We start from the raw sequence: 22528 nt of genomic DNA, 5'->3' as shown, positions 1-22528 counted from the left end.
GAAATATCAGCACTGTGGCAAATAAGCGGTCCCAAATAGACAAGACGAATATAGTCGCGGTGAAGCATACCGGCAGTCGATTTAGGCTCAGGATCGATAGTTATGGAACATCATTAATCGCTATTTAACGGTGTCCGGCTAGTTTCGCGCCCAGGCGGACCGACCGTTTTTCATCTTTATATTTCGGGGATGGAGGAGGTCTGCACATGGATTACAGTCGGGGTTCAAAAAAGATGTCTCACCTTTCTAAACTCGGTCTGGACGCTTATGCGGTGCTTGATGCGCTCAGCCGCTCGCAGGCCATCATCGAGTTCGATCTGACCGGCAAGATTTTGAAAGCGAACGATAATTTCTCCAAGGCTGTGGGTTATCAGCAGTCTGAAATCGTTGGGCGCTCCCACAGCATGTTCCTTTCTTCCGAAGATGCGACTTCGCCTGAATACAAGGCCTTCTGGGCAAAGTTGTCGCGCGGCGAATACGATCAGGGCCAGTACCGGCGTCAGGCCAAGAATGGCGACGAAATCTGGATTGAGGCCTCTTACAATCCGGTGTTTCGTTTCGGTAAACCTTACAAGGTGATCAAGATTGCAACCGACATCACCGCGATCAAGCGCAAGAGCGCCGAGGATGAGGGCAAGCTGGCAGCGCTTTCCCGCGCGCAGGCCATGATCGAATTTACGCCCGACGGGAAAATCCTCAGCGCCAACGAGAATTTCCTCGCGACGCTCGGTTACACGGCGGAAGAGTTGATCGGTAAGCATCATCAGATGTTCTGCGAGCCGGCCTATGCCCAGTCTCAGGACTATCGAGATTTCTGGAAGGAACTCGGAAAGGGCCACTTCTCGACCGGGCAGTTCATGCGCCTTGGCAAGGATGGCAAACGCGTTTTCATTCAGGCTTCCTATAATCCGATCATTGATGATCGGGGCCGCGTCTTCAAGGTGGTGAAATTTGCTTTCGATGTGACGGACCGGATGCGCGCAGTCGAAGAACTTGGTGCTGCGCTCGAGCGGCTTTCTCAATGCAATATCCGTATTACGCTGGACAAACCTTTTGTCGGCGAGTTCGAAAGGCTGCGTTGCGATTTCAATAAATCCATCGCGGAATTCCAGAAGACGCTGGAAAATGTTCTCGGCCAGACCGGAGACCTGACCCGCAGCAGCCAGGAGGTCAGCGAAGCCTCGGTCAATCTTGCCGAACGCTCGCGCGAGCAGGCGGTGGCGCTTGAGGAAACGTCGGCAGCGCTCGAAGAAATCACCGCGACGGTCCGATCTTCGACTGAGAATATGAAAGAGACGCGCAAGCTTGTTCAGAGCGCGCGGGCATCCACCGTGGCCTCCACCGAGGTCGTGGAGCGGACAGTCGATGCGATGCAGCGTATCGAGACGGCATCGCGGGAAATCAGCCAGATCATCGGCGTGATTGACGAAATCGCCTTCCAGACCAACCTGCTGGCGCTGAATGCCGGCGTGGAAGCTGCGCGTGCGGGCGACGCGGGCAAAGGTTTTGCCGTGGTGGCGCAGGAAGTGCGCGAACTGGCGCAGCGTTCCGCCAATGCCGCAAAGGAAATCAAGGCGCTGATCAACAATTCCGGCACCGAGGTTCTTGAAGGCGTCCGGTTGGTGGGCGAGACCGGCACGGCGCTGAAGCAGATCGACGCGCTGGTCAGGCACATTGACGGCAACGTCGACATGATCGCCAAGGCGGCGGACGAACAGGCTGTCGGCATCAGTGAGATCAACAAGGCGGTCAATCGGCTGGATCGGATGACGCAGGAGAATGCGGCGATGAGCGCCCGCACCACCGTGATCAGCACCACGCTGGCGCAGGGTGCCGATGCGCTGGCGCAGCTTGTCAGCCTGTTCAAGTTGAACCGCCGCACGACGCAGCGCGAAGACGGATCTTCCGTCCGGTCGGAGTCTCCGAATACCGCCCGGCGGGATCGGACGTCGGCGCGGGCGGCATAAAGATCGGGCCCAGGTCCTCTTAGGGGCACTAACCAGATTTGGCGGATGCGGATGCCTTTGATCGGGCATCCGCAAAGGTTATCCCCGCAGAACCGGTCGTGCGATACCGAGATGGTCGCGCAGGGTCGAGCCTTCGTAGTCCTTGCGGAACAGGCCGCGTTCCTGCAGGAGCGGCACGACCTCGCGGTTGAATTCCTCCAGCCCGCCGGGGAAGAAGGGCGGCATGACGTTGAAACCGTCGGCGGCGCCGTTTTCGAACCATTGCTGCATGCGGTCGGCCACGTCTTTCGCCGTGCCCATGACGATGTGGTGGCCGCGGCCGGCGGCGACACGCAGCGCCAGTTCCCGGATCGTCAGCTTTTCGCGGCGCGCCAGTTCTGTCAGAAGTTCGGCGCGGCTGCGCAGCTGGTCGGAGATCGGCAGATCGGGCAGCGGGCCGTCGAGATCGTAATCGGCAAGGCTGTGGCCGATGCGTTCTTCAAGCAGCGGCATGGCGCTCTTGATATCCGTCCACCGGTTCAGTTCCTTCAGCTTTTCACCGGCCTCTTCAAAGCTTCTGCCGATGATCGGCATGAAGCCGGGCATCACGGCGACGCTGGCCGGATCGCGGCCGAATTTTTCCACGCGCGCCTTGAGGCTGGTATAGAAAGCCTGCGCTTCGGAAATCGCCTGCTGGGCGGTGAAGACGATATCGGCGGTGCGGGGGGCGGGATCCTGTCCCGGGGCGGGGGGGCCGGCCTGGGTGGGAACCGGGGGGGCCCGCGGCGGGCGCGGGATATTGAGCGGTCCCTTGACCGTGAAATATTTGCCTTCGTGGTTGAGGATATGGACCTTTTCCGGATCGACGTAACGGCCCGCCTGCTTGTCCTTGACGAAAGCATCGTCATCCCAGCTGTCCCAGAGGCCGCGCACCACATTCACATATTCTTCCGCCACGGCATAACGCTCGTCATGCTCAGGATGGTCCTTGGAAAAATTCGCCGCCGTGCGGGCGTATGAGGTGGTGACGATGTTCCACGCCGCGCGGCCGTGGCTCAGATGGTCGATGGAAGCGAAGGCGCGGGCGGTGTGGTACGGCTCGCCATAGGTGGTGGAGGCTGTGGCGGCCAGCCCGATCTTGTCGGTGACCATGGCAAGCGCGGCAAGCAGGGTCAGCGGCTCGAAACGCGCGATCATTGACGGATGGGCGTCGACGCCGCTGGTGAGGCCGTCGGCGAGGAATACCATGTCGAATTTCGCCGCCTCGGCCATTTTCGTAACACGGGTGAGCAGATCGAAATTCTCGCTGCCGGCCTCCGCGTCGGGGTGACGCCAGCCGGAAACGTGGTGCCCGGCGCCCTGCAGGAAAAGGCCGAGATGCATCTGTCTTTTGCGTGTCGTGGTGGTCATGGGGATCATGCCCTCATGTCAGTCGAGTTATATTTGCGATACCAGAAGCGTTTCAAGCTTCCTGAGGTCGGCTGCGGTTTTCATGGACCGCACCAGTGCCGGAATGCTGGCGAATTTTTCATTGCCGCCGGTCGCGTCGGCAAATTTTTCGGTCGGGTCATCAATGCCGGGGAGGCCGTCGACACGGCGCGAGAGCACCGTGCCGTCCTTCTTCGTTACGTCGATGACCACGAAACGGGTGGTGGGATCGGGCGAGAGGCGGCGGGCGGTCTCATCATGCCGGCGTGAGATCTTGGCGGAAAGGGCAAGCAGGTCGGCGCGTGTCGGGTGCTCGTTGAAATGGCCGATCCCGAGTGCTCCATCTGTCAGTGCTGCGGCAAAGACATATTCGGCGCTGAAGCGCGCATCGATGCCGGTGGTGGGCGTGGCCGGTCCAACGAGCGCGGCATCGCCACCGGGCGGGAAGGTGATGGTGACCGCCTCGACCTCATCCGGTGTCAGACCATTGCTGTTGCGGAGCGCCAGCGCACCGACGGCAACGGGATGGCTCGCGGTGCAGCAGGGAAAGGCCTTGAGGGTGAGGCCGGGCGAGACGATCTGCCAGGGTGCGCCCCAGCCGGAGAGAACGCGTTTCGGCTGTTCTGCACCGAAGGCGAAAGCGGAATAAAAGCCGATGGGATTTTCCAGAAAATCCGGCGCGCCCTGAAAACCGGATCGCGCCAGCCGCGCGGCGGTGAGGCCGGCACGCGTGGCAAGCCCGGCATGCAGCGGCTTGGCTTCATAACCGAATTGCAGGCGAAGTCCGGCCGATTGCGTGGCGGCAAGGCCGAGCGCCACGGCCGTGGTCTGAGGATCGAATTTCAGGATATGCGCAATTGCTGCCGCAGCGCCGATGGGGCCGAGTGTGGCGGTGGCGTGGAAGCCGTTTTCGTAGTGTTTGGTTCCGAGCGACAGGCCGAGACGCGCCATGGTTTCCAGCCCGACGATATAGGCCGCGATGAAGGCGTCCGCCGTGGAGCCTTCCTCGACCGCGATAGCCAGCAAAGCGGGAATGATGGCGACGGTCGGGTGGCCGCGCACGCTGCCATGGACGTCGTCATAGTCAAGCACATGCCCCGCATGGCCGTTGATGAGGGCTGCGGTAAAGGCATCCGTGCGCAGATCATGGCCGATAATACCCGCCGTGCCTGACGCGCCCGGTGTAAAGCTGTCGATCAGGATTTTCGTGCTTCTATCCGCAGCGCCGCCCAGTACGCAGGCGAAAAAGTCGATCAGCGCCGTGCGGGCGATGGCAACCGCCTCGTCGTCGCGCAACGGATCGGAGGCAGCGATGGCCTCGGCCAGATGAAGCGTGAGTTTCTCGTCGGCGGTCATGACATCAGATCCCTTCGCCGTCAGCGACCCGCGCTACCTGTCCTCCGAGACCCTTGACGAAGGCGTTGATGCGGGGATTGGTCGACCTGTAGAAGATGTGCTCCGGCGTGCCCTGATCGACGATCAGGCCGTTTTCGGTGAAGACGATATTATCACTGATTTCTTCGGCAAAACGCATTTCGTGGGTGACGAGAATGCTGGTCATACCGTCATTGACGAGATCACGGATGACGGCGAGCACCTCGCCCACGGTTTCCGGGTCGAGCGCGGAGGTGACCTCATCGAAGAGCACCAGTTCCGGCCGCATGGCCAGCGCCCGGGCAATCGCCACGCGCTGCTGCTGGCCGCCGGAAAGCTGGCCGGGATAGGCATCGACTTTTTGGGAGAGGCGCACTTTTTCCAGCAATTCGCGGGCATGGCGCTCGGCTTCAGCCTTCGGCGTGCCGAGAATCTTGATTGGTGCGATGGTGATGTTTTCCATGACAGTCAGATGCGGGAAGAGATTGAACTGCTGGAAAACGATGCCGATACGCTTGCGCAGTGCGATGCGTTCAGCCTCGGTCTTCAGCTGGTCGACACGGGTGCCGCCGACGGTGATCTTGCCCGATTGCGGAATGAGCAGGCCGTTGATGCAGCGCAGGATGGTGGACTTGCCGGAGCCGGAAGGGCCGATGATGGAGACGGCGTCGCCTTTGTTGACCGTGAGGTCGATGCCCTTCAGGACCTGATTGTCACCGAAGGACAGGTGTATGCCTTCCAGTTCGACCAGAGCTTTTGCGGCGGTTTGTGGTGCGGGTGCGGACATGGCTTGTTCCAATCAGCGGGAGGCGAAGCGCCGCTCGAGGCGCTGCGTGAAACGGGAGACGGGATAGCAGAACAGGAAGAACGCCATCAGGACAGTGAGATAGACCACGACGGTAAAATCGTTGCGCTGCACGGCGGTGCTGGCGTCTGTCGCGGCATGCAGAAGCTCATGCACGCCGACCAGCGAGGCGAGCGCCGTACCCATGGTGATCGACGCATAGAGGTTCATCCATGGCGGCAGCGAGCGCTTCACGCATTGCGGCAGGATGATCCAGCGCAGTGTCTGGTTGCGCGAGAAGCCGAGCCCCTGCGCCGCTTCCCATTGTGCGGTCGGAATGGACTGGATGGCGCCGCGGGTGATTTCGGCGATATGGGCGCTGGCCGGAATAGCAAGGCCGACCACGGCCTTGATCCAGTCCGGAAACGGGATGTAATTGCCGAAAGCGACGATCTCGAAGGGGAAGATGTAGGTCGCGGCAAAGATCAGCACCAGATGCGGGGCGTTGCGGAAGATCTGAACATAGGTCAGCGCCGGCGCGCGCACGAGACGGTAGGGCGCAAGCTCCATGATGCCGAGCAGGACGCCGATGAAGGTGCCGATGGCGATCGCCAGGATGCTGATCAGCACGTTCATGGCAAAACCCTTGGCCAGATAGGGCAGCCATTGCAGCAGCACCTGGCCGAGCGAGGGATCGAGGATCAGCCACAGGATGACTGATATCGCCACGCCGAGCAGCAGAATGGTGCCGAAGGGCGGCTTCTTTACCGCCTGTGTTGGAGAAACCACCGCACTCATTGACCGAACCCCGGAACCGCAAGACGCCGTTCAAGCCACAGACCGGCCTTTGCGACGATAAAATTGATGACGCTGAAGAAGATGAGGATGACGATCATCAGCTCGACCACATTGTCGCGCTGCGTCCAGATCAGGATCGAGGCATAGGTGATTTCACCCACTGCAATTGCCGAGCCGACAGTGGTGAGCTTCACCAGATTGACGAGGTTATTGATGATGGAGGGCAGCGCTGTACGGATCGCCAGCGGAAACTCCACATAGCGTAAAATCTCGAAGGAGCTGAAACCAATCGCGCGGGCCGCCTCGATGGTAGTGGCCGGCACCGCCTCGATACCGCCGCGCAAGGCTTCCGCGTGGAAAGCGGCAATGTGCAGGCCGGTAATGGCAACGACCCAGAAGAAGGGTGTCAGCGGATTGTTCTGTGCGCCGCCGAGTACGTTGGAAATCAGCATGTTAAGCACGAGAAAGCCGCACATCAGCTGCACCAGCGTCGGCGTGTTGCGCGTCAGTTCCACATAGGCGCGGACGGGGCCGGCAAGCCAGGTTTTGCCTGATGTCAGCATGGCTGCGAAAATGAAACCGAAGACGAGGCTGAGCGGCAAGGTGACGGCGACGAGGATCAACGTCATCTTCATGCCGTCGAGCCAGATCTGAACCTCGTAACCGCTGTTCAGAAAGTCATAGTTAAGGCCGAGATGCGCGGCCAGTTCTATGAAGCGCGCTGTAAATGAATCCTGCATCGGAAATCCATGCTGTTATTGCGGGTGCCGTCCGGCGGGCGGCGCCAGAATGGCCTGCCTTGTTATAAAGCAGAAAAGAACGGCAGGCGAAACCGGCCGTTCTTGATGGTTGGGGGAAATCGCGATGATAGCCGCCGCCCTTTCCGTCATGCCGGTCCCCGGAACAAGCCCGGGGATGATCCGGCATCCAGCCGCGGCACGTCCGCGCCGCGAAGGAGACTCTCGTGGTCAAGGACTAGATCGCGCTGGACCCAGACCCGAGCGGGGTTGCCCCGGTCCTTATTGCGCGGCGGAGAGCTTCTTCTTCTGCTCTTCCATATAACCGATGCTGGGCAGGCGGTTGGCCTTGGCGAATTCGATCATCTTGCCGGAAGCGTGCAGTTCCTTGACAATCTTGTCGAGAGCGGCCTGCGTGTCGGCCTCGCCCTTGCGCAGCCAGATGACGGAATCCGACGGGATGAGGTCGGTCGGGATCAGGATGCCGTAATCTTTCCACTCGTCGGCGCGGTCCTGAAGCATCAGGCTCAGCGTACCGTTGACGTGTACGGAAACATCGCAATTGCCGCCCTTCAGCGCCAGAAGCGATTCTGGCTGGCTCGGCAGCGCCTTTACCTGTGCGCCATATTGTTCGATCAGCGGCTGCGTGTAGTTGGAACCTTGCGAAACGCAGGCGATCTTGCCCTTCAGGTCCGGCCAGTCCTTGATGCCACTGTCCTTGCGGCCGATTGCGGCGCCGCCCTGGCGGTCATAGGGGGTGGGCACATAATCGAGCGTTTTGGCGCGCTCTTCGGTGTACTGCATGTTGGCGATCAGAATATCGACCTTGCCCTGCTGCAGGAACTGCACGCGGTTGGGCGGCGTCACGGTCTCAGTCACCAGTTCGACGCCGAGACCGGCGGCCAGCGCCTTGGCGACGTCGATGTTGAGACCCTTCTGCTCCTGCGTCTTCGGATCGATAAAGCCGAAAGGCGCGCCGGAGAGGATGACGCCGACGGTGAGCTTGCCGCGACCCTTGATCCGGTCGAGCGTTGCATCCGCGTGAGCGGCGGTTGCCATCGAAGCGATGACGACGGTTCCGGCGATGAGTTTTGCGGCAAATCTGGAGAAAGAAAGGGCCATGGGTATTTCCTTTTGATTGTAGGTGGAAACTACATGAGGCACCCGCCAAGAGCGAGAATTGGCATTGCGCAAAAAATACTATGAATAGAAACGGGTTCCAAGAAAGTCTTTCAGCGGAAAAAATATCCTAATAACCGGAAATCGTAGAATCCTGTTCTTTGTCCCGCCGCTTCGTGTCCTGCCATGGGGCGGGAGAGTAATCCAGATGTTGCTGAGGACCGGATGGCCATATGCGGAGCGAGCGCATCCGGCTTGTTTCTTCTCCCCGCCGGGGAGAAGAAACGTGCTGCAACGTCCCAGCCTGTCTCAACGACCGGCGTTATAGGCCGCGATTGCCGCCATGTTGACGATATCGCTGTCCTTCGCGCCCATCGAGGTGATCTGCACCGACTTGTCGAGGCCGACAAGAAGCGGGCCGATGACGGTCGCGCCGCCCAGTTCCTGCAGCATCTTGGTGGAGATGGAGGCGGAATGGATGGCGGGCATGACCAGCACGTTGGCCGGACCGGAAAGCCGGGCGAAGGGATACTGGCTCTGCATGCGGTGATGGGTGAGCGCCACATCGGCCGACATTTCGCCATCGACCTCGAAATTGACATTGCGCTTGTCGAGGATTTTCACGGCCTCGCGCACTTTGTCTGAGCGCTCGCCGGTCGGCTGGCCGAAGGTGGAATAGGCAAGCATGGCAACGCGCGGCTCGTAGCCGAAACGGCGCGCAAGGTGGGCTGCTTCTTCGGCGATGTCGGCAAGGTCCTCCGCATTCGGCATGTCATGCACGGCGGTATCGGCCACGAAGACGGTGCGGTTGCGCGAAACGACCAGCGAAACGCCGATGACGCGGTGGCCGGGCTTGGTGTTGATGCAGCGGCGGATATCCTCGAGCGCCGTCGAATAATTGCGGGTAACGCCCGTCACCACTGCGTCCGCATCACCCATCGCCACCATGCAGGCCGCGAAATGGTTGCGGTCGTTGTGGACCAGGCGCTGCACGTCACGCAGCAGGAAACCGCCGCGTTGCAGCCGCGCATAGAGATAATCGACATAGGCATCGACACGGGTGGAGAGGCGGGCGTTGGTGATCTCGATATTGGCGCGGTCGAGATCGATGCCGGCGCGTTCCGCGTTGGCCTTGATGATGTCGTCGCGGCCGAGCAGGATGGCGGTGCCAAGCCCCTGCGCGGTAAACGAAATCGCCGCGCGCATGACCTGTTCTTCCTCTGCCTCCGCAAAGACGACGCGCTTCGGCGAGCGGCGCACGCGCTCGTAAAGGCGCTGCGTGGTCGATGCCATCGGGTCGCGGCGGGCGGAAAGCTCGCGGGCATAGGCGTCGAGATCGGGCAGCTCCCGGCGGGCGGCGCCGGTTTCGATGGCGGCCTTCGCCCCGGCCACCGGGATGGCCGGGGTCAGGCGCGGGTCGGAGGGAACCGGAATGATATATTGCGATCCGAAACGCGGACGGTTGCCCTGATAGGCGGCGGCCACATCATCAGGCACGTCTTCGCGGGCCAGATCGGCGAGCGCCTGTGCAGCGGCGATCTTCATCGCGTCGTTGATCTGGCTGGCGCGAACATCGAGTGCGCCGCGGAAGATATAGGGAAAGCCGAGGACATTGTTGACCTGGTTCGGGTAATCCGAACGGCCGGTCGCCATGATGGCGTCGTCGCGAATGCGCGTGACTTCTTCCGGCGTGATTTCCGGATCCGGGTTGGCCATGGCGAAAATGATCGGCTTCGGCGCCATGGAGCGGATCATCTCTTCGCTGAAAGCGCCCTTCTGCGACAGGCCGAACACCACATCCGCACCCTTCATGGCTTCGGCCAGCGTGCGGTTGTTGGTTTTTACCGCGTGCGCGGATTTCCACTGGTTCATGCCTTCGGTGCGACCCTGGTAGATCACGCCCTTGGTATCGCAGAGCGTGATGTTTTCAGGGTTGAACCCCATCGCCTTGATGAGGTCCATGCAGGCGATTGCCGCAGCACCCGCGCCGTTGCAGACGAGCTTCGTGGTCTTGAAGTCACGCCCGGTCAGTTCGATGGCGTTGATGAGGCCGGCGGCGGCGATGATGGCGGTGCCGTGCTGGTCGTCATGGAAAACAGGAATATCCATCAGCTCGCGCAGGCGGCTTTCGATGATGAAACATTCCGGCGCCTTGATGTCTTCCAGATTGATGCCGCCGAAGGAGGGGCCGAGGTAACGCACGCAATTGATAAATTCATCAGCGTCTTCGGTGTCGACCTCGAGATCGATGGAGTCGACGTCGGCGAAGCGCTTGAAGAGAACGGACTTGCCCTCCATGACCGGCTTGGAGGCGAGCGCGCCGAGATTGCCGAGACCGAGGATGGCGGTGCCGTTGGAGATGACCGCCACCATGTTGCCGCGCGTGGTGTAGTCGTAAGCGGTCGCCGGATTTTCGGCGATGGCTTTCACCGGTACGGCCACGCCAGGCGAATAGGCAAGCGACAGATCCCGCTGCGTCGCCATCGGTTTGGTCGGGGTGATTTCCAGTTTCCCCGGTCTGCCTTCCGCGTGGAAATCCAGGGCTTCCTGATCCGTAACCGATGTTCTTGTGCTGGCGGGTTTCGTCGTGTCGGACATGGGCTGAGCGTGCTTTCCTGTCGATAATAGTGTAAAAATATCCGCCGTTGTTATTGTATTTTTCGCGCGCCTGCCAAGCCTTGAATGTTGTTCAGTGCAGCAAATTTAAGCGTGATGAAATTTGTGGCCGATTCAATCGATTAATTCCTGTCTTTCGTGTCAGAGGCTCGGCCGATAGGCCTGACGTGCCATGTTCACAAAGGCTTCGACATGCAGGGCGAGGGCGCCGCGCCTGACGACCAGCACACAATCGGACCACGCATCCGCGCTCTCCAGTGGCACGCCGGCAATGCCCCTTGCGGAACGCACGGTGGTTTCCGGCAGGATGGAAATGCCCGCACCCGCCTCCACGAGTGCGAGGATCGTATTGACGTTGGCGATACGCATGCCGATTTCCGGCGTGCAGCCGGCATCCTCAAAAAGCGAAAGCGCGCTGCTGCTGAGGCCAAGGCCAATCTCGTCAACCGGCAACAGCAGTTTTTCGCGCACGATATCGCCGACCGAAATCCGCGAGCGGTGGGCGAGTGCGTGCCGTTCCGGCAAGGCGACGCAAAGTTTCGAGCGATCAAAGGGCATGGCGCGCAAGGTCTGCGGCAGCGAGGGAAGAGGGGCGCGAATGAAGGCAACGTCGGTCTTGCGGGTCGCCACCTGCTCGATCAGTTGTTCCATCGTCATGCCGGGCAACAGTTCAAGCGTCACATCAGGGTGTTCGTCGCCATAGCGGGTAATCAGCGCCGGCAGTTTGCGCTCCGCCATTACACTGGTGCCGTAACCGATGCGCAACGTTCCGAGCTGGCCGCGCCTGATCTGCTGCGCCTTTTCCAGCGCGCCTTTGGTGCGGGCAAGGATTTCCTCCGCCTCGATGAGCATGGATTGGCCGGCAGGCGTGAGTTCCACACCGCGATTGATGCGGTGAAAGAGCTTGAAGCCCAGATTTTCCTCCAGCTGCCGGATACGCTGGGTCACGGCAGGCTGGGCGATGCCGAGCTGCAGGGCGGCGGCGCGAAAGTTTCTGGCCCTTGCGGCTTCCACGAATATTGTGAGTTGGCGAATATCCATCGGCGGACAGGTCTTTGTGTTGTCGGGCTTGGGGTGGTATAAGTATAGCTTATCAAAATTGCCCGTCTTGCGCATTGTCATCTTGTCGCAGGCGACGTTATACCGCAGCCAGTGTTTCGGTCGTCTTTGCCGCTTATGCGGGCATTGGCGATACGAACCGGGGAGGATTTGTTCAAGCACCTTGTCCGCCGTCCATGGGGCCGGCGGTTACCTGCAGTGAATGGGTCAAAATGACAGTCACGACGGAAGTCTTCCCCACCATTGTTCCCCGTTCAGCCGCGCCGCCTCCGGCGCATCTTCGCCTGGCCGCAATGGCCGCGAACTGTCCCGGCTTTGCCGGACACTGAACGATCATCGGGCTTCAGCCTTTTTGGCGGCTCTTCTAACCGGACATTCTTTCATGGGTAATCCAGCAACTTCACTATCGCTCCCAGCCAGATTATGGCTGTTGGTGCTCGGCGCGGTCATCATTGCCGCAGGCCTGTTCTTCGCCATTGGCGGCGGCCAGCTCGCGGCCCTCGGCGGCAGCCTTTACTTCATTGTGGCGGGCATCGCGTTGATCGTCTCCGGCCTGCTCATCCTGTTGCGCAAGCCTGCCGGCGCGCTTCTCTTCGGCCTTGTCGTCGTCCTCACCGGCGCCTGGGCGGTGTGGGAAGCCGGATTGCACTTCTGGCCGCTCATTTCCCGCCTTCTGGCGATAGGTGTCGGCGCCACGGTCGTTGCGCTCTCCTATCCGCTTTTGCGCCGTGCGGCAGGCAAGGCCCCGGCATATGGCACTTCCTTTGCCATTGCCGCCATTCTCGCCATCGCTTCCGGTGCAGGTTTTGCCGGCATGTTCGTGCCGCATCCGACCGTCGCCTTCAATGGTGAGGCGGCCGCGCTGACGCCGGTAACCCCGGAAACCGAGCAGAAGAACTGGGAGCATTACGGCAATACATCCGGCGGCAGCCGCTTTGTCGCGCTCGACGAAATCACCCGTGACAACGTCAAGAACCTCGAAGTCGCATGGACTTACCATACCGGCGACACCCCGATCAGCCCCGGCGCGAATGGTGCGGAAGATCAGGAAACGCCGCTGCAGGTTGGCGACACCGTGTTCCTTTGCACGCCGCACAACAATGTCATCGCTCTCGATGCCGATACCGGCGCTGAGAAATGGAAGACGGAAATCAACGCGAAATCCTCCGTCTGGATGCGCTGCCGCGGTCTTGCCTATTTCGATGCCAAGGCGCCGCTGAAGCAGCCGACCGCACCGGGCTCAACGCCTGTCACGCCGGCGGTGGTTGCCGAAGGCGCGCTTTGCCAGCGCCGTATTCTGATGAACACCATCAATGCGGAACTGATTGCGCTTGATGCCGACACCGGCGCGTTTTGCCCTGACTTCGGCAACAATGGCCGTGTCGATCTGAAGATCGGTCTCGGCAATGCGCCGGACCCGCAATATGTGCTGACCTCGGCGCCTACACTGGCGGGAACGACCGTCGTTGTCGGCGGCCGTATCGCCGACAACGTACAGGTGGATATGCCTGGTGGTGTCATGCGCGGTTTCGATGTGGTGACCGGCGCGCTCCGCTGGGCCTTCGATCCCGGCAACCCCGAGATCACCGGACTGCCGCCCGAAGGGCAGACCTACACGCGTTCCACGCCCAACGTCTGGGCGTCCATGTCTTACGATCCGGAGCTGAACACGGTCTTCATGCCGGTCGGCAGCCCTTCGGTGGACTTGTATGGCGCGACGCGCACGCCGCTCGACCATAAATATGGTGCTTCGATGCTGGCGCTCGATGCCACTACCGGCCGGGAAAAATGGGTCTATCAGACGGTTCATAACGACCTCTGGGACTTCGACGTGCCGATGCAGCCAAGCTTCATCGATTTCCCAAAAGCGGATGGAACGACTGTTCCGGCACTGGTCTTCGGCACCAAGGCGGCGCAGATCTATGTTCTCGACCGGGCGACCGGCCAGCCGCTGACGAAGGTTGAAGAAGTTCCGGTCAAACCCGCCAATATTCCGAACGAGCCCTATGCGCCGACACAGCCGCGCTCGGTCGGCATGCCCGAGATCGGTGCGCAGACCCTGACGGAAGCGGATATGTGGGGCGCCACTCCGTTTGACCAGCTTCTTTGCCGTATTGCCTTCAAGGGAATGCGCTACGAGGGGCTTTATACGGCGCCGGGTACGGACCTCTCCCTGTCATTCCCGGGTTCGCTCGGCGGCATGAACTGGGGCGGTCTTTCGACTGACCCGACGACGAACACCATTTTCGTCAATGACATGCGCCTCGGTCTCTGGATTCAGATGAAGGAAGCCGCACCCAGCAAGGCAACGGCAAGCGGCGGCGAAAGCGTTAATACCGGCATGGGCCTCGTGCCTATGAAGGGTACGCCCTATGCCGTCGACAAGAACCGTTTCCTTTCGGCTCTCGGCATTCCCTGCCAGGCTCCGCCCTATGGCACGATGACCGCGATCGACATGAAGACCCAGAAGATCAAGTGGCAGGTGCCTGTTGGTACCGTCGAGGATACCGGGCCGCTCGGCATCAAGATGGGCCTGCCAATCCCGATCGGCATGCCGACGCTTGGCGGCACGCTTGCCACACAGGGCGGTCTCGTCTTCATCGCCGGCACGCAGGATTATTATCTGCGCGCCTTCGATACGGCGACCGGCAAGGAAGTCTGGAAGACCCGCCTTCCGGTCGGCAGCCAAGGGGGTCCGATGAGCTACAAGTCTCCGAAGACCGGCAAGCAATATGTCGTCATCTCGGCCGGTGGTGCGCGCCAGTCGCCCGATCGCGGCGACTATGTGATCGCCTATGCGCTGCCGGATTGATCTTGGCGGTTTATCACTCTGAAAAAGGAACCCCGGGGCATGGTCCCCGGGGTTTTTCTTTGCCTTTGGCCGGAGTGCGAGGCCATTCCGTGCGGAACCTCGCGCTCGCCCTTGCGTTAGGAAAACGGTCCTGCCGGCAAACACCCCGCCGTTCACCAAGCTTTCACAAGGCGAATTTATGAGCTTGCGCTTATCCGCCCGTGAACCGATGATGGCGGCATTTCGAAATATGTATATTGTCCGGCGCGCCGGGAAATTTTTAGAGTTGGAAAGGTTTTGTTGTGAAGGAACAATCTCGAAAGATCACGCCGGTTCTTCTTGCCGGCGGTGCTGGTTCCCGGCTTTGGCCGGTATCGCGCGATCAGTTGCCCAAGCAGTTCCAGCCGCTGGTCGGCAATCTTTCGACCTATCAGCAGACGCTGCAGCGGGTGGGCGACAAGAGCCTTTATGCCGAACCGCTTGTGATCACCAACGAGGATTTCCGTTTCTTCGCTCGGCGCCAGGCGGAAGAGATCGATCTGCCGGCAACGGTGGTGCTTGAGCCCGCCCGCCGCGACAGCGCCGCCGCGATGGCCGCCGCCGCCGTGCTTGCCGAGCGCCGCGAGCCCGGATGCCTGGTGCTGGCGCTTGCCGCCGACCATGTGGTGCTCGATGCCCAAAAGTTTTCCGATGCCGTGAAGCTCGGCGCAAAAGCCGCCGATCAGGGCAATATCGTCGTCTTCGGCCTCGTGCCGACCGAGCCGCGTACCTCCTACGGTTATATCAAACCGGGCGAGGCGATCGACGGCGAGGAAGACCTCAGCACCGTCGATGCTTTTGTCGAGAAGCCGGATGTGAAGACGGCGATCTCCTACTTGGAAAAAGGTTATCTCTGGAACTCCGGTAACTTCCTGTTCCGTTCCGATGTGATGATCGCCGAACTGAAGGCCTTCGCGCCGGAGATCCTTGCCGCGGTGACGCAGGCGGTCGAGCAATATGAAAGCGACCTCGGTTTCGTGCGCCTGCATCAGGAAAGCTTCGAGGCTTCCCCGAAAAACTCCATCGACTATGCGGTGATCGAGAAGACCAAGCGTATGGCGGTGGTGCACGGCCATTTCCGCTGGTCGGATATCGGCAGCTGGGATGCGATCTGGGAGATTGCCGACAAGCGCGGCAACGACAACGCACTGGAAGGTAACGGCGTCTTCATCGATTCCGAAGGCTGCCTCATCCACTCCACGCAATTGCTGACGACGGTGGTGGGCGCGAAGGACATGGTGGTGGTGGCCACCAAGGATGCGGTTCTGGTGGTGCCGAAAAACCGGGTGCAGGATGTGAAGGGTCTGGTGGAAAAGCTGAAGGACAGCGAGCACGCGCCACAGACGCAGACCCACAAGCGCGTCTATCGCCCCTGGGGTTATATCGAACACATGTATGTGGACGAGCGTTACCGGGTGGGCCACATCACGGTCGATCCCGGCCACCGCATTTCGTTCCAGAAACACTATCACCGCTCGGAACACTGGATCGTCGTGAAGGGAACCGCGACTGTCACGATCGGCGAGGAAACCCGGCTGCTGACGGAAAACCAGTCGGTTTATATCCCGATCGGCCAGCCGCACCGGCTGGCAAATGAGGGGCAGATTCCGCTCGAACTGGTCGAAATCCAGACCGGGGCCTATATCGGCGAGGACGATGTCATCCGCATCGAGGATGATTACAAGAGGCAATAGGGGCGCTGCCTACGCAAAGGGAACATAAGGCGAGGTGGACATAAGTCCGCTTCGCCTTTTTTGGTTCAGGCAGCCAGCGCGTTCACGCAATGGGCAAAGCCATGGGACAGTATCGCCGCTTCCAGTCCCCGACGCCAGAATAGCCACCCGAAGATGAGGCCGGGAATAAAGTTGCCGAGCAGCACCGCAAGGACGAGCGCCGGTTGCGGCTGAGCGGCGATCGTGAACAGAAACGGCAGATGGCCGGCGGCGAAGAGAGCTGCGGCGATTATGATGGCAGCCCATACAAGAGATGATCGGATTTCCCCGCTTCCTGTCATGCGCCAGAGGGCCCATGCGAAAAACGACATCAGGCCCCACCGGGTCAGCAGCTCTTCCGTGATGCCGCCATATAAAATCCGGGTCGCCAGCGGGACGTCAAATCTGGTCATTTTTGCCAGGGTTGCCGCATCCGTGATCAGGGGCAGGATCACCGACGAATAGATGATCATCAACACGGCGACGGCAATGCCCGCCGCAAGCGCAGGCGGCAACTGTCTTCGCAGCACTGCGCGCGTATTGTCACCCTGCAACCAGCTATCGATCAACGGGGCGCCAAGCCCGAGTTTCGCGGCAAGAGCCTGACCGGTTGCCACCGCTGTAACGGTCAGGATTGCCGGCTGGACGAGGATCAGCAGGCGCATAGCCAATGAAGCTTGCTGCCCCGGTATAAGCTGCTCAAACGTTGCCAGTAAAAGCGATGCGACACCGGTCAGTCCGATGATCAAAAGAATATGCCAGCGTTTCATGGTCTCTTTCGCCTGTTTTCCTCACCATGGGGTCTGTAAATGACCGGCATTGCGTTTGGATTACGCGGTCCAATCCCCTGCGTCGCCTGGCTGTTCGGCATATTTCCTGCCCGTTCGAAATGCCTCCTGACGGTGGTGGCGAGATTCGTATTTTAGGCGGTTGCCTAATCAAAAATCTTCGCATACGTTCCAACTGCAACGTTTCAGTGAGGGAGGAGACTCATGCGAATGCGTGTTATTTCTGCGGCTTTTCTGGCCAGCGTCATGATTCCGGCGGGTATTGCCGGGGCCACCGATCTTGAGGTGACCCATTGGTGGACATCGGGCGGCGAAGCCGCTGCCGTCGCCGAACTGGCCAAGGCTTTCGACGCGACCGGCAATAAATGGGTGGACGGCGCGATTGCCGGTTCGGGCGGCACGGCCCGGCCGATCATGATCAGCCGCATCACCGGTGGCGACCCGATGGGTGCCACCCAGTTCAACCACGGCCGGCAGGCGGAAGAGCTTGTCCAGGCAGGCCTGATGCGCGATCTTTCCGATGTTGCCGCAAAGGGTAACTGGAAAGATGTGATCAAGCCGGCAAGCCTGCTCGACAGCTGCACCATCGACGGCAAGATTTATTGTGCGCCGGTCAATATCCATTCCTGGCAATGGCTGTGGCTTTCCAATGCGGCCTTCAAAAAGGCGGGCGTAGAGGTTCCGAAGAACTGGACGGAATTCGTCGCAGCCGCACCGGCGCTGAAAAAGGCGGGCATCCAGCCGCTCGCGCTTGGCGGCCAGGCATGGCAGGCGAACGGCCTGTTCGACACGCTGACGCTTTCGATTGGCGGCAAGGACCTTTATCAGAAGGTCTATGGCGACAAGGATGCCGAAGCGGCAGCCGGTCCTGATATGGCGAAGATTTTCGCAGCTGCCGTCGAGGCCCGCGACATGGCCAAGGGCACCAATGTTCAGGACTGGAATCAGGCCACGAATATGGTGATAACGGGCAAGGCCGGCGGCCAGATCATGGGCGACTGGGCACAGGGCGAATTCCAGCTTGCCAATCAGAAAGCCGGCACGGACTATTCCTGCCTTCCCGGTCTGGGTCTCAGTGAATACCTCACCACGGGTGGCGACGCCTTTTATTTCCCTGTTTTGAAAGACGAGGCGAAAACCAAGGCGCAGGACGTTCTTGCCGCAACCATTGTTGATCCGAAAACGCAGGTGGCCTTTAACCTGAAAAAAGGCTCGCTGCCGATCCGCGGCGACGTCGACCTCAATGCAGCCAATGACTGCATGAAAAAGGGTCTGGCAATTCTGGCCAAAGGCAATGCGCTGACCAGCACCGACCAGCTGATTTCTGCCGATACGCAGAAACAGAAGGAAGACCTGATGGCGGAGTTCTTCGCGGGCTCGATGTCGGCGGAAGACGGGCAGAAGCGCTTCGCGGACATTATCGGTTCGGCTGACTGATTGTAATCTCTCCGGATCGGGGAGCGGTTCGCTGCTCCCCTTTCCAACGTCCGGCTTGCGCCAGAACAGTTGGCACTGGTCGGGGTTTCACGCGGCGGGGCTTTTTGCTCGGTCGTTGACTGTAACGTTACAGGAGGAGGTAACATGGCAGGTCAAACGCGCTCAGGGCGTCCCAACCAGCTTTTCCGCAATCTCAATTCCAAGATTGCCTCCATTCCCATGATCCTAACCGCCATGGTGATCTTCCTCGGCGGAACGATCTGGACGGTGATTTATTCCTTCACCAATTCCAAGCTTCTGCCGCGGGCAAGCTTCATCGGTTTTGACCAATATGAGCGTCTGTGGGCCGCGCCGCGCTGGATCGTGTCCATCCAGAATCTCGCGATATACGGCGTGCTGTCGCTGATCTTCAGTCTCGTCATCGGCTTCGTGCTGGCGGCGCTGATGGATCAGAAAATCCGGTTTGAAAACACCTTCCGCACGATATTTCTTTATCCCTTCGCCTTGTCCTTCATCGTCACCGGCCTCGTCTGGCAATGGCTGTTGAACCCGGAATTCGGCATCCAGTCCGTGGTCCGCTCGATGGGTTGGGAAAGCTTCACCTTCGATCCGCTCTATAATTCCCAGATCGTCATTTATGGCATCTTGATTGCAGCGCTCTGGCAGGGCACGGGGCTCGTCATGTGCCTGATGCTTGCCGGTCTTCGCGGTATCGATGAGGATATCTGGAAAGCTGCACGCGTCGACGGCATTCCGATGTGGAAGACCTATATTCTCATCATCATTCCCATGATGCGGCCCGTCTTCATCACCACGCTCGTCATCATCGCCAGCGGCATCGTCAAGGTTTACGATCTGGTGGTGGCGCAGACCAGCGGTGGGCCGGGCATCGCCTCCGAAGTGCCGGCGAAATATGTCTATGACTATATGTTTCAGGCGCAGAACCTGGGGCAGGGCTTCGCCGCCTCGACCATGATGCTTCTGACCGTCGCCATCATCGTCATCCCATGGGCCTACCTCGAATTCGGAGGCAAGAAGCGTGGCTAATATCAGCACACTGAACACGGTCGCCGCCGCAACCGATGCGGTTGCCCAGGACCTTTCCGGCCCGCGCGGCAAGAAGCCAAGGAAAACCTTTTCCCGCCGCAACATCATTCTTTACGGCACGCTGTTCGTTGCCGCCGCCTATTACCTGCTGCCGCTATACGTGATGGTTGTCACCTCGCTGAAGGGCATGCCGGAAATCCGGCTGGGCAACATCTTTGCGCCGCCGGTGGAAATCACCTTTGAGCCCTGGGTGAAGGCCTGGGCCAATGCCTGCACGGGATTGAACTGTGACGGGCTTTCGCGCGGATTCTGGAACTCGGTGCGCATCCTCGTGCCGTCGGTCGTCATCTCGATCATCGTCGCTTCCGTCAGCGGTTACGCCATCGCGAACTGGAAGTTCAAAGGGTCAGAACTGTTCTTCTCCATCCTCATCATCGGCGCCTTCATTCCCTATCAGGTGATGATCTATCCGATCGTTATCGTGCTGCGCGAAATGGGCGTCTATGGCACGCTGACCGGCCTCGTCATCGTTCACACCATCTTCGGCATGCCGATCCTGACGCTGCTGTTCCGCAACTATTTCGCCTCGCTGCCGGAAGAGTTGTTTAAGGCGGCGCGTATCGATGGCGCCAATTTCTGGCAGATCTATCTCCGTATCATGCTGCCCATGTCGCTGCCGATCTTCGTTGTGGCGATGATCCTGCAGGTGACCGGCATCTGGAACGACTTCCTGTTCGGCGTGGTGTTCACGCGGCCGGAATATTATCCGATGACCGTGCAGCTCAATAACATCGTCAACTCCGTGCAGGGCGTGAAGGAATACAACGTCAACATGGCCGCAACCCTTCTGACCGGGGCCGTGCCGCTGATCGTCTATTTCGTCTCCGGCAGGCTTTTCGTCCGCGGCATTGCTGCAGGCGCAGTAAAAGGTTGAGTTATATGAACAAAAGCGTTTCCATTCGCGATCTTTCCCTGTCGTTCGGTGCCGTCACCGTGCTGAAAGACCTCAATCTCGATATTTACGACGGCGAATTCCTCGTGCTGCTCGGCTCGTCCGGCTGCGGCAAGTCGACCCTTCTCAACTGCATTGCCGGCCTTCTGGAACCGACCGACGGGCAGATATTCATCAAGGACCGCAACGTCACCTGGGAGGAACCGAAGGATCGCGGCATCGGCATGGTGTTCCAGTCCTATGCGCTTTATCCGCAGATGACGGTGGAGAAAAACCTGTCCTTCGGCCTTCAGGTCGCAAAGGTGCCGAAAGAGGAAATCGACCGGCGCGTGAAACGGGCGGCGGGCATCTTGCAGATCGAGCCGCTGCTGAAACGCAAGCCTGCCGAACTGTCCGGCGGCCAGCGTCAGCGCGTGGCGATCGGCCGGGCGCTGGTGCGGGATGTGGATGTGTTCCTGTTCGACGAGCCGCTTTCCAACCTCGACGCCAAGCTGCGCTCGGAACTGCGCGTCGAAATCAAGCGGCTGCACCAGTCGCTGAAAAACACCATGATCTATGTGACGCACGACCAGATCGAGGCGCTGACGCTGGCGGATCGCATCGCCATCATGAAAAGCGGTGTCATCCAGCAGCTGGCCGATCCCGTCACCATCTATAACAAACCGCGGAACCTCTTCGTCGCCGGCTTCATCGGCTCGCCCTCGATGAATTTCCTGCGCGGCGAGTTGATCGAAAAGGACGGCAAGGTGGTCTTCACCACCAATGGCGTGACTTTCGCGCTGGACGGTTATCATCCGGAGAGGTTGCTTGCCGCCGGCCGTGCCGTGGTTCTGGGTGTCCGCCCGGAACATGTGCGCGTCGATGCCGATATTGTTGGCGGTGAGGTGCACGAGGCGATCGTCGATATCGAGGAGCCGATGGGCGCCGACAATCTGATCTGGCTGAAACATGCCGGGCATACCATGTCCGTGCGTGTCGGCGGCCATAGGCGGTTTTCACCGGGCACCAAGGTGCGCCTCGGCCTCGACATGACGATGGCCTCGCTTTTCGATGCGCAAAGCGAGGAACGGCTCTAGAACAGCTTCGATTTCCCCCCACACAATCCCAAGACCCAGATCTCTATGGAGGAGACAATGACAGAACTCGGTTTCCAGCTTTACAGCGCCCGCAATTTTCAGCCTTTTTCCGATATTCTGAAAAAGCTTTCGGCGGCGGGTTATAAACATGTCGAAGGCTACGGCGCGATGTATGCGTCGCTGGATGAAGCTGGTCTGAAAGGTCTGCGCGCCGAACTCGATGCCAACGGCTTGACCATGCCAACTGGCCATTTCGGTCTCGATCTTCTTGAGGGCGATCCGAAAAAGGCGCTGAACATCGCGAGAGTTCTGGGCGTGGAGGCGATCTATTGCCCTTACCTGATGCCTGACCAGCGCCCGACAGATGCCGCAGGCTGGTTCGCCTTCGGCAAGCGCCTGCAGGAGGCGGGTAAGCCCTTCGTGGATGCCGGGCTGATCTTCGGCTGGCATAACCACGATTTCGAGTTCAAGACGCTTGACGATGGCTCGACGCCGCAGGAGCAGATTTTTGCCGGCGGCCCGGACCTGAAATGGGAAGCGGATATAGCCTGGATTATCAGAGGCAATGCCGATCCGCTCGCCTGGATCGAAAGCTACGGCAAGCGCATCACAGCCGTGCATGTCAAGGATATCGCGCCTGCGGGAGAGAATGCGGATGAGGATGGCTGGGCCGATGTCGGCCATGGTACAGTGGACTGGAAGGGCCTCGTTGCTGCGTTGAAGGCGAAATCCGCCACGAAACATTTCGTGGTCGAGCACGACAACCCGAAAGACATCGACCGGCTCATCACCCGCTCGATCGCATCGTTCAAAACCTATTGAGTT

17 protein-coding genes are annotated in these 22528 nt (G+C 60.0%); 8 read left to right on the top strand and 9 right to left on the bottom strand.

Annotated features, from left to right (window positions below; translation table 11 throughout):
- Positions 1-233: 233 nt before the first annotated feature.
- On the top strand, positions 234-1967 hold the full coding sequence (locus ASB65_RS17180; protein WP_060724980.1) for a methyl-accepting chemotaxis protein: 1734 nt from the start codon (positions 234-236) through the stop codon (positions 1965-1967).
- Between the two features lie 78 nt (positions 1968-2045).
- Here ASB65_RS17180 and ASB65_RS17175 read toward each other — a convergent pair whose 3' ends face one another.
- From ASB65_RS17175 to ASB65_RS17140, 8 genes are all read right to left on the bottom strand, one after another.
- A complete protein-coding gene (locus ASB65_RS17175; protein ID WP_060724798.1) occupies positions 2046-3365 on the bottom strand; it encodes an LLM class flavin-dependent oxidoreductase in 1320 nt (439 codons plus the stop codon).
- Between the two features lie 18 nt (positions 3366-3383).
- Entirely contained in the window at positions 3384-4730 is a 1347-nt protein-coding gene (locus ASB65_RS17170; RefSeq protein WP_060724797.1) for an MmgE/PrpD family protein, read from the bottom strand.
- Positions 4731-4734: 4 nt separating this feature from the next.
- Positions 4735-5535 (bottom strand): amino acid ABC transporter ATP-binding protein, encoded by an 801-nt coding sequence (locus ASB65_RS17165; protein ID WP_003510314.1) that lies wholly within the window; start codon positions 5533-5535, stop codon positions 4735-4737.
- 12 nt (positions 5536-5547) lie between these two features.
- The gene (locus ASB65_RS17160; protein WP_020811963.1) at positions 5548-6330 is read right to left on the bottom strand and encodes an amino acid ABC transporter permease; all 783 of its coding nucleotides are present in this window, start codon (positions 6328-6330) and stop codon (positions 5548-5550) included.
- The gene (locus ASB65_RS17155; RefSeq protein ID WP_060724796.1) at positions 6327-7070 is read right to left on the bottom strand and encodes an amino acid ABC transporter permease; all 744 of its coding nucleotides are present in this window, start codon (positions 7068-7070) and stop codon (positions 6327-6329) included. Before ASB65_RS17155 ends, ASB65_RS17160 begins: the two co-directional genes overlap by 4 nt.
- 279 nt (positions 7071-7349) lie before the next feature.
- Entirely contained in the window at positions 7350-8189 is an 840-nt protein-coding gene (locus ASB65_RS17150; RefSeq protein ID WP_003510308.1) for a transporter substrate-binding domain-containing protein, read from the bottom strand.
- A gap of 306 nt (positions 8190-8495) precedes the next feature.
- Positions 8496-10784: an NADP-dependent malic enzyme gene (locus tag ASB65_RS17145; protein WP_060724795.1), complete on the bottom strand. Its 2289-nt coding sequence runs from the start codon at positions 10782-10784 to the stop codon at positions 8496-8498.
- Positions 10785-10943: 159 nt separating this feature from the next.
- The gene (locus tag ASB65_RS17140) at positions 10944-11918 is read right to left on the bottom strand and encodes a LysR family transcriptional regulator (RefSeq protein WP_060724979.1); all 975 of its coding nucleotides are present in this window, start codon (positions 11916-11918) and stop codon (positions 10944-10946) included.
- A 325-nt stretch (positions 11919-12243) separates the two neighbouring features.
- Here ASB65_RS17140 and ASB65_RS17135 point away from each other — a divergent pair, with 325 nt between their 5' ends.
- Positions 12244-14673: a glucose/quinate/shikimate family membrane-bound PQQ-dependent dehydrogenase gene (locus tag ASB65_RS17135; RefSeq protein ID WP_060724794.1), complete on the top strand. Its 2430-nt coding sequence runs from the start codon at positions 12244-12246 to the stop codon at positions 14671-14673.
- Between the two features lie 281 nt (positions 14674-14954).
- On the top strand, positions 14955-16385 hold the full coding sequence (locus ASB65_RS17130; RefSeq protein ID WP_020811966.1) for a mannose-1-phosphate guanylyltransferase/mannose-6-phosphate isomerase: 1431 nt from the start codon (positions 14955-14957) through the stop codon (positions 16383-16385).
- A gap of 65 nt (positions 16386-16450) precedes the next feature.
- Here ASB65_RS17130 and ASB65_RS17125 read toward each other — a convergent pair whose 3' ends face one another.
- On the bottom strand, positions 16451-17173 hold the full coding sequence (locus ASB65_RS17125) for a type II CAAX prenyl endopeptidase Rce1 family protein (RefSeq protein ID WP_060724793.1): 723 nt from the start codon (positions 17171-17173) through the stop codon (positions 16451-16453).
- A gap of 222 nt (positions 17174-17395) precedes the next feature.
- Here ASB65_RS17125 and ASB65_RS17120 point away from each other — a divergent pair, with 222 nt between their 5' ends.
- From ASB65_RS17120 to ASB65_RS17100, 5 genes are all read left to right on the top strand, one after another.
- Positions 17396-18628, top strand: coding sequence for an ABC transporter substrate-binding protein (locus ASB65_RS17120; RefSeq protein ID WP_020811968.1), 1233 nt, complete (start codon positions 17396-17398; stop codon positions 18626-18628).
- 144 nt (positions 18629-18772) lie between these two features.
- Positions 18773-19675 carry a carbohydrate ABC transporter permease gene (locus ASB65_RS17115; RefSeq protein ID WP_003506291.1) on the top strand — a complete coding sequence of 301 codons (903 nt, stop codon included), beginning with the start codon at positions 18773-18775 and terminating at the stop codon, positions 19673-19675.
- Positions 19668-20609 carry a carbohydrate ABC transporter permease gene (locus ASB65_RS17110; RefSeq protein WP_060724792.1) on the top strand — a complete coding sequence of 314 codons (942 nt, stop codon included), beginning with the start codon at positions 19668-19670 and terminating at the stop codon, positions 20607-20609. The genes ASB65_RS17115 and ASB65_RS17110 overlap by 8 nt, the downstream gene beginning before the upstream one ends.
- Positions 20610-20614: 5 nt before the next feature.
- Positions 20615-21703 carry an ABC transporter ATP-binding protein gene (locus ASB65_RS17105; RefSeq protein ID WP_060724791.1) on the top strand — a complete coding sequence of 363 codons (1089 nt, stop codon included), beginning with the start codon at positions 20615-20617 and terminating at the stop codon, positions 21701-21703.
- 57 nt (positions 21704-21760) lie between these two features.
- Positions 21761-22525, top strand: coding sequence for a sugar phosphate isomerase/epimerase family protein (locus tag ASB65_RS17100; RefSeq protein ID WP_003506296.1), 765 nt, complete (start codon positions 21761-21763; stop codon positions 22523-22525).
- The last annotated feature ends 3 nt before the right edge of the window (positions 22526-22528 follow it).

It is taken from the genome of Agrobacterium tumefaciens str. B6 (assembly GCF_001541315.1).
Lineage (GTDB): Bacteria > Pseudomonadota > Alphaproteobacteria > Rhizobiales > Rhizobiaceae > Agrobacterium > Agrobacterium radiobacter.
Note: the sequence above shows the minus strand (reverse complement) of the source record. Positions and strands in the feature narration are given on the sequence as shown.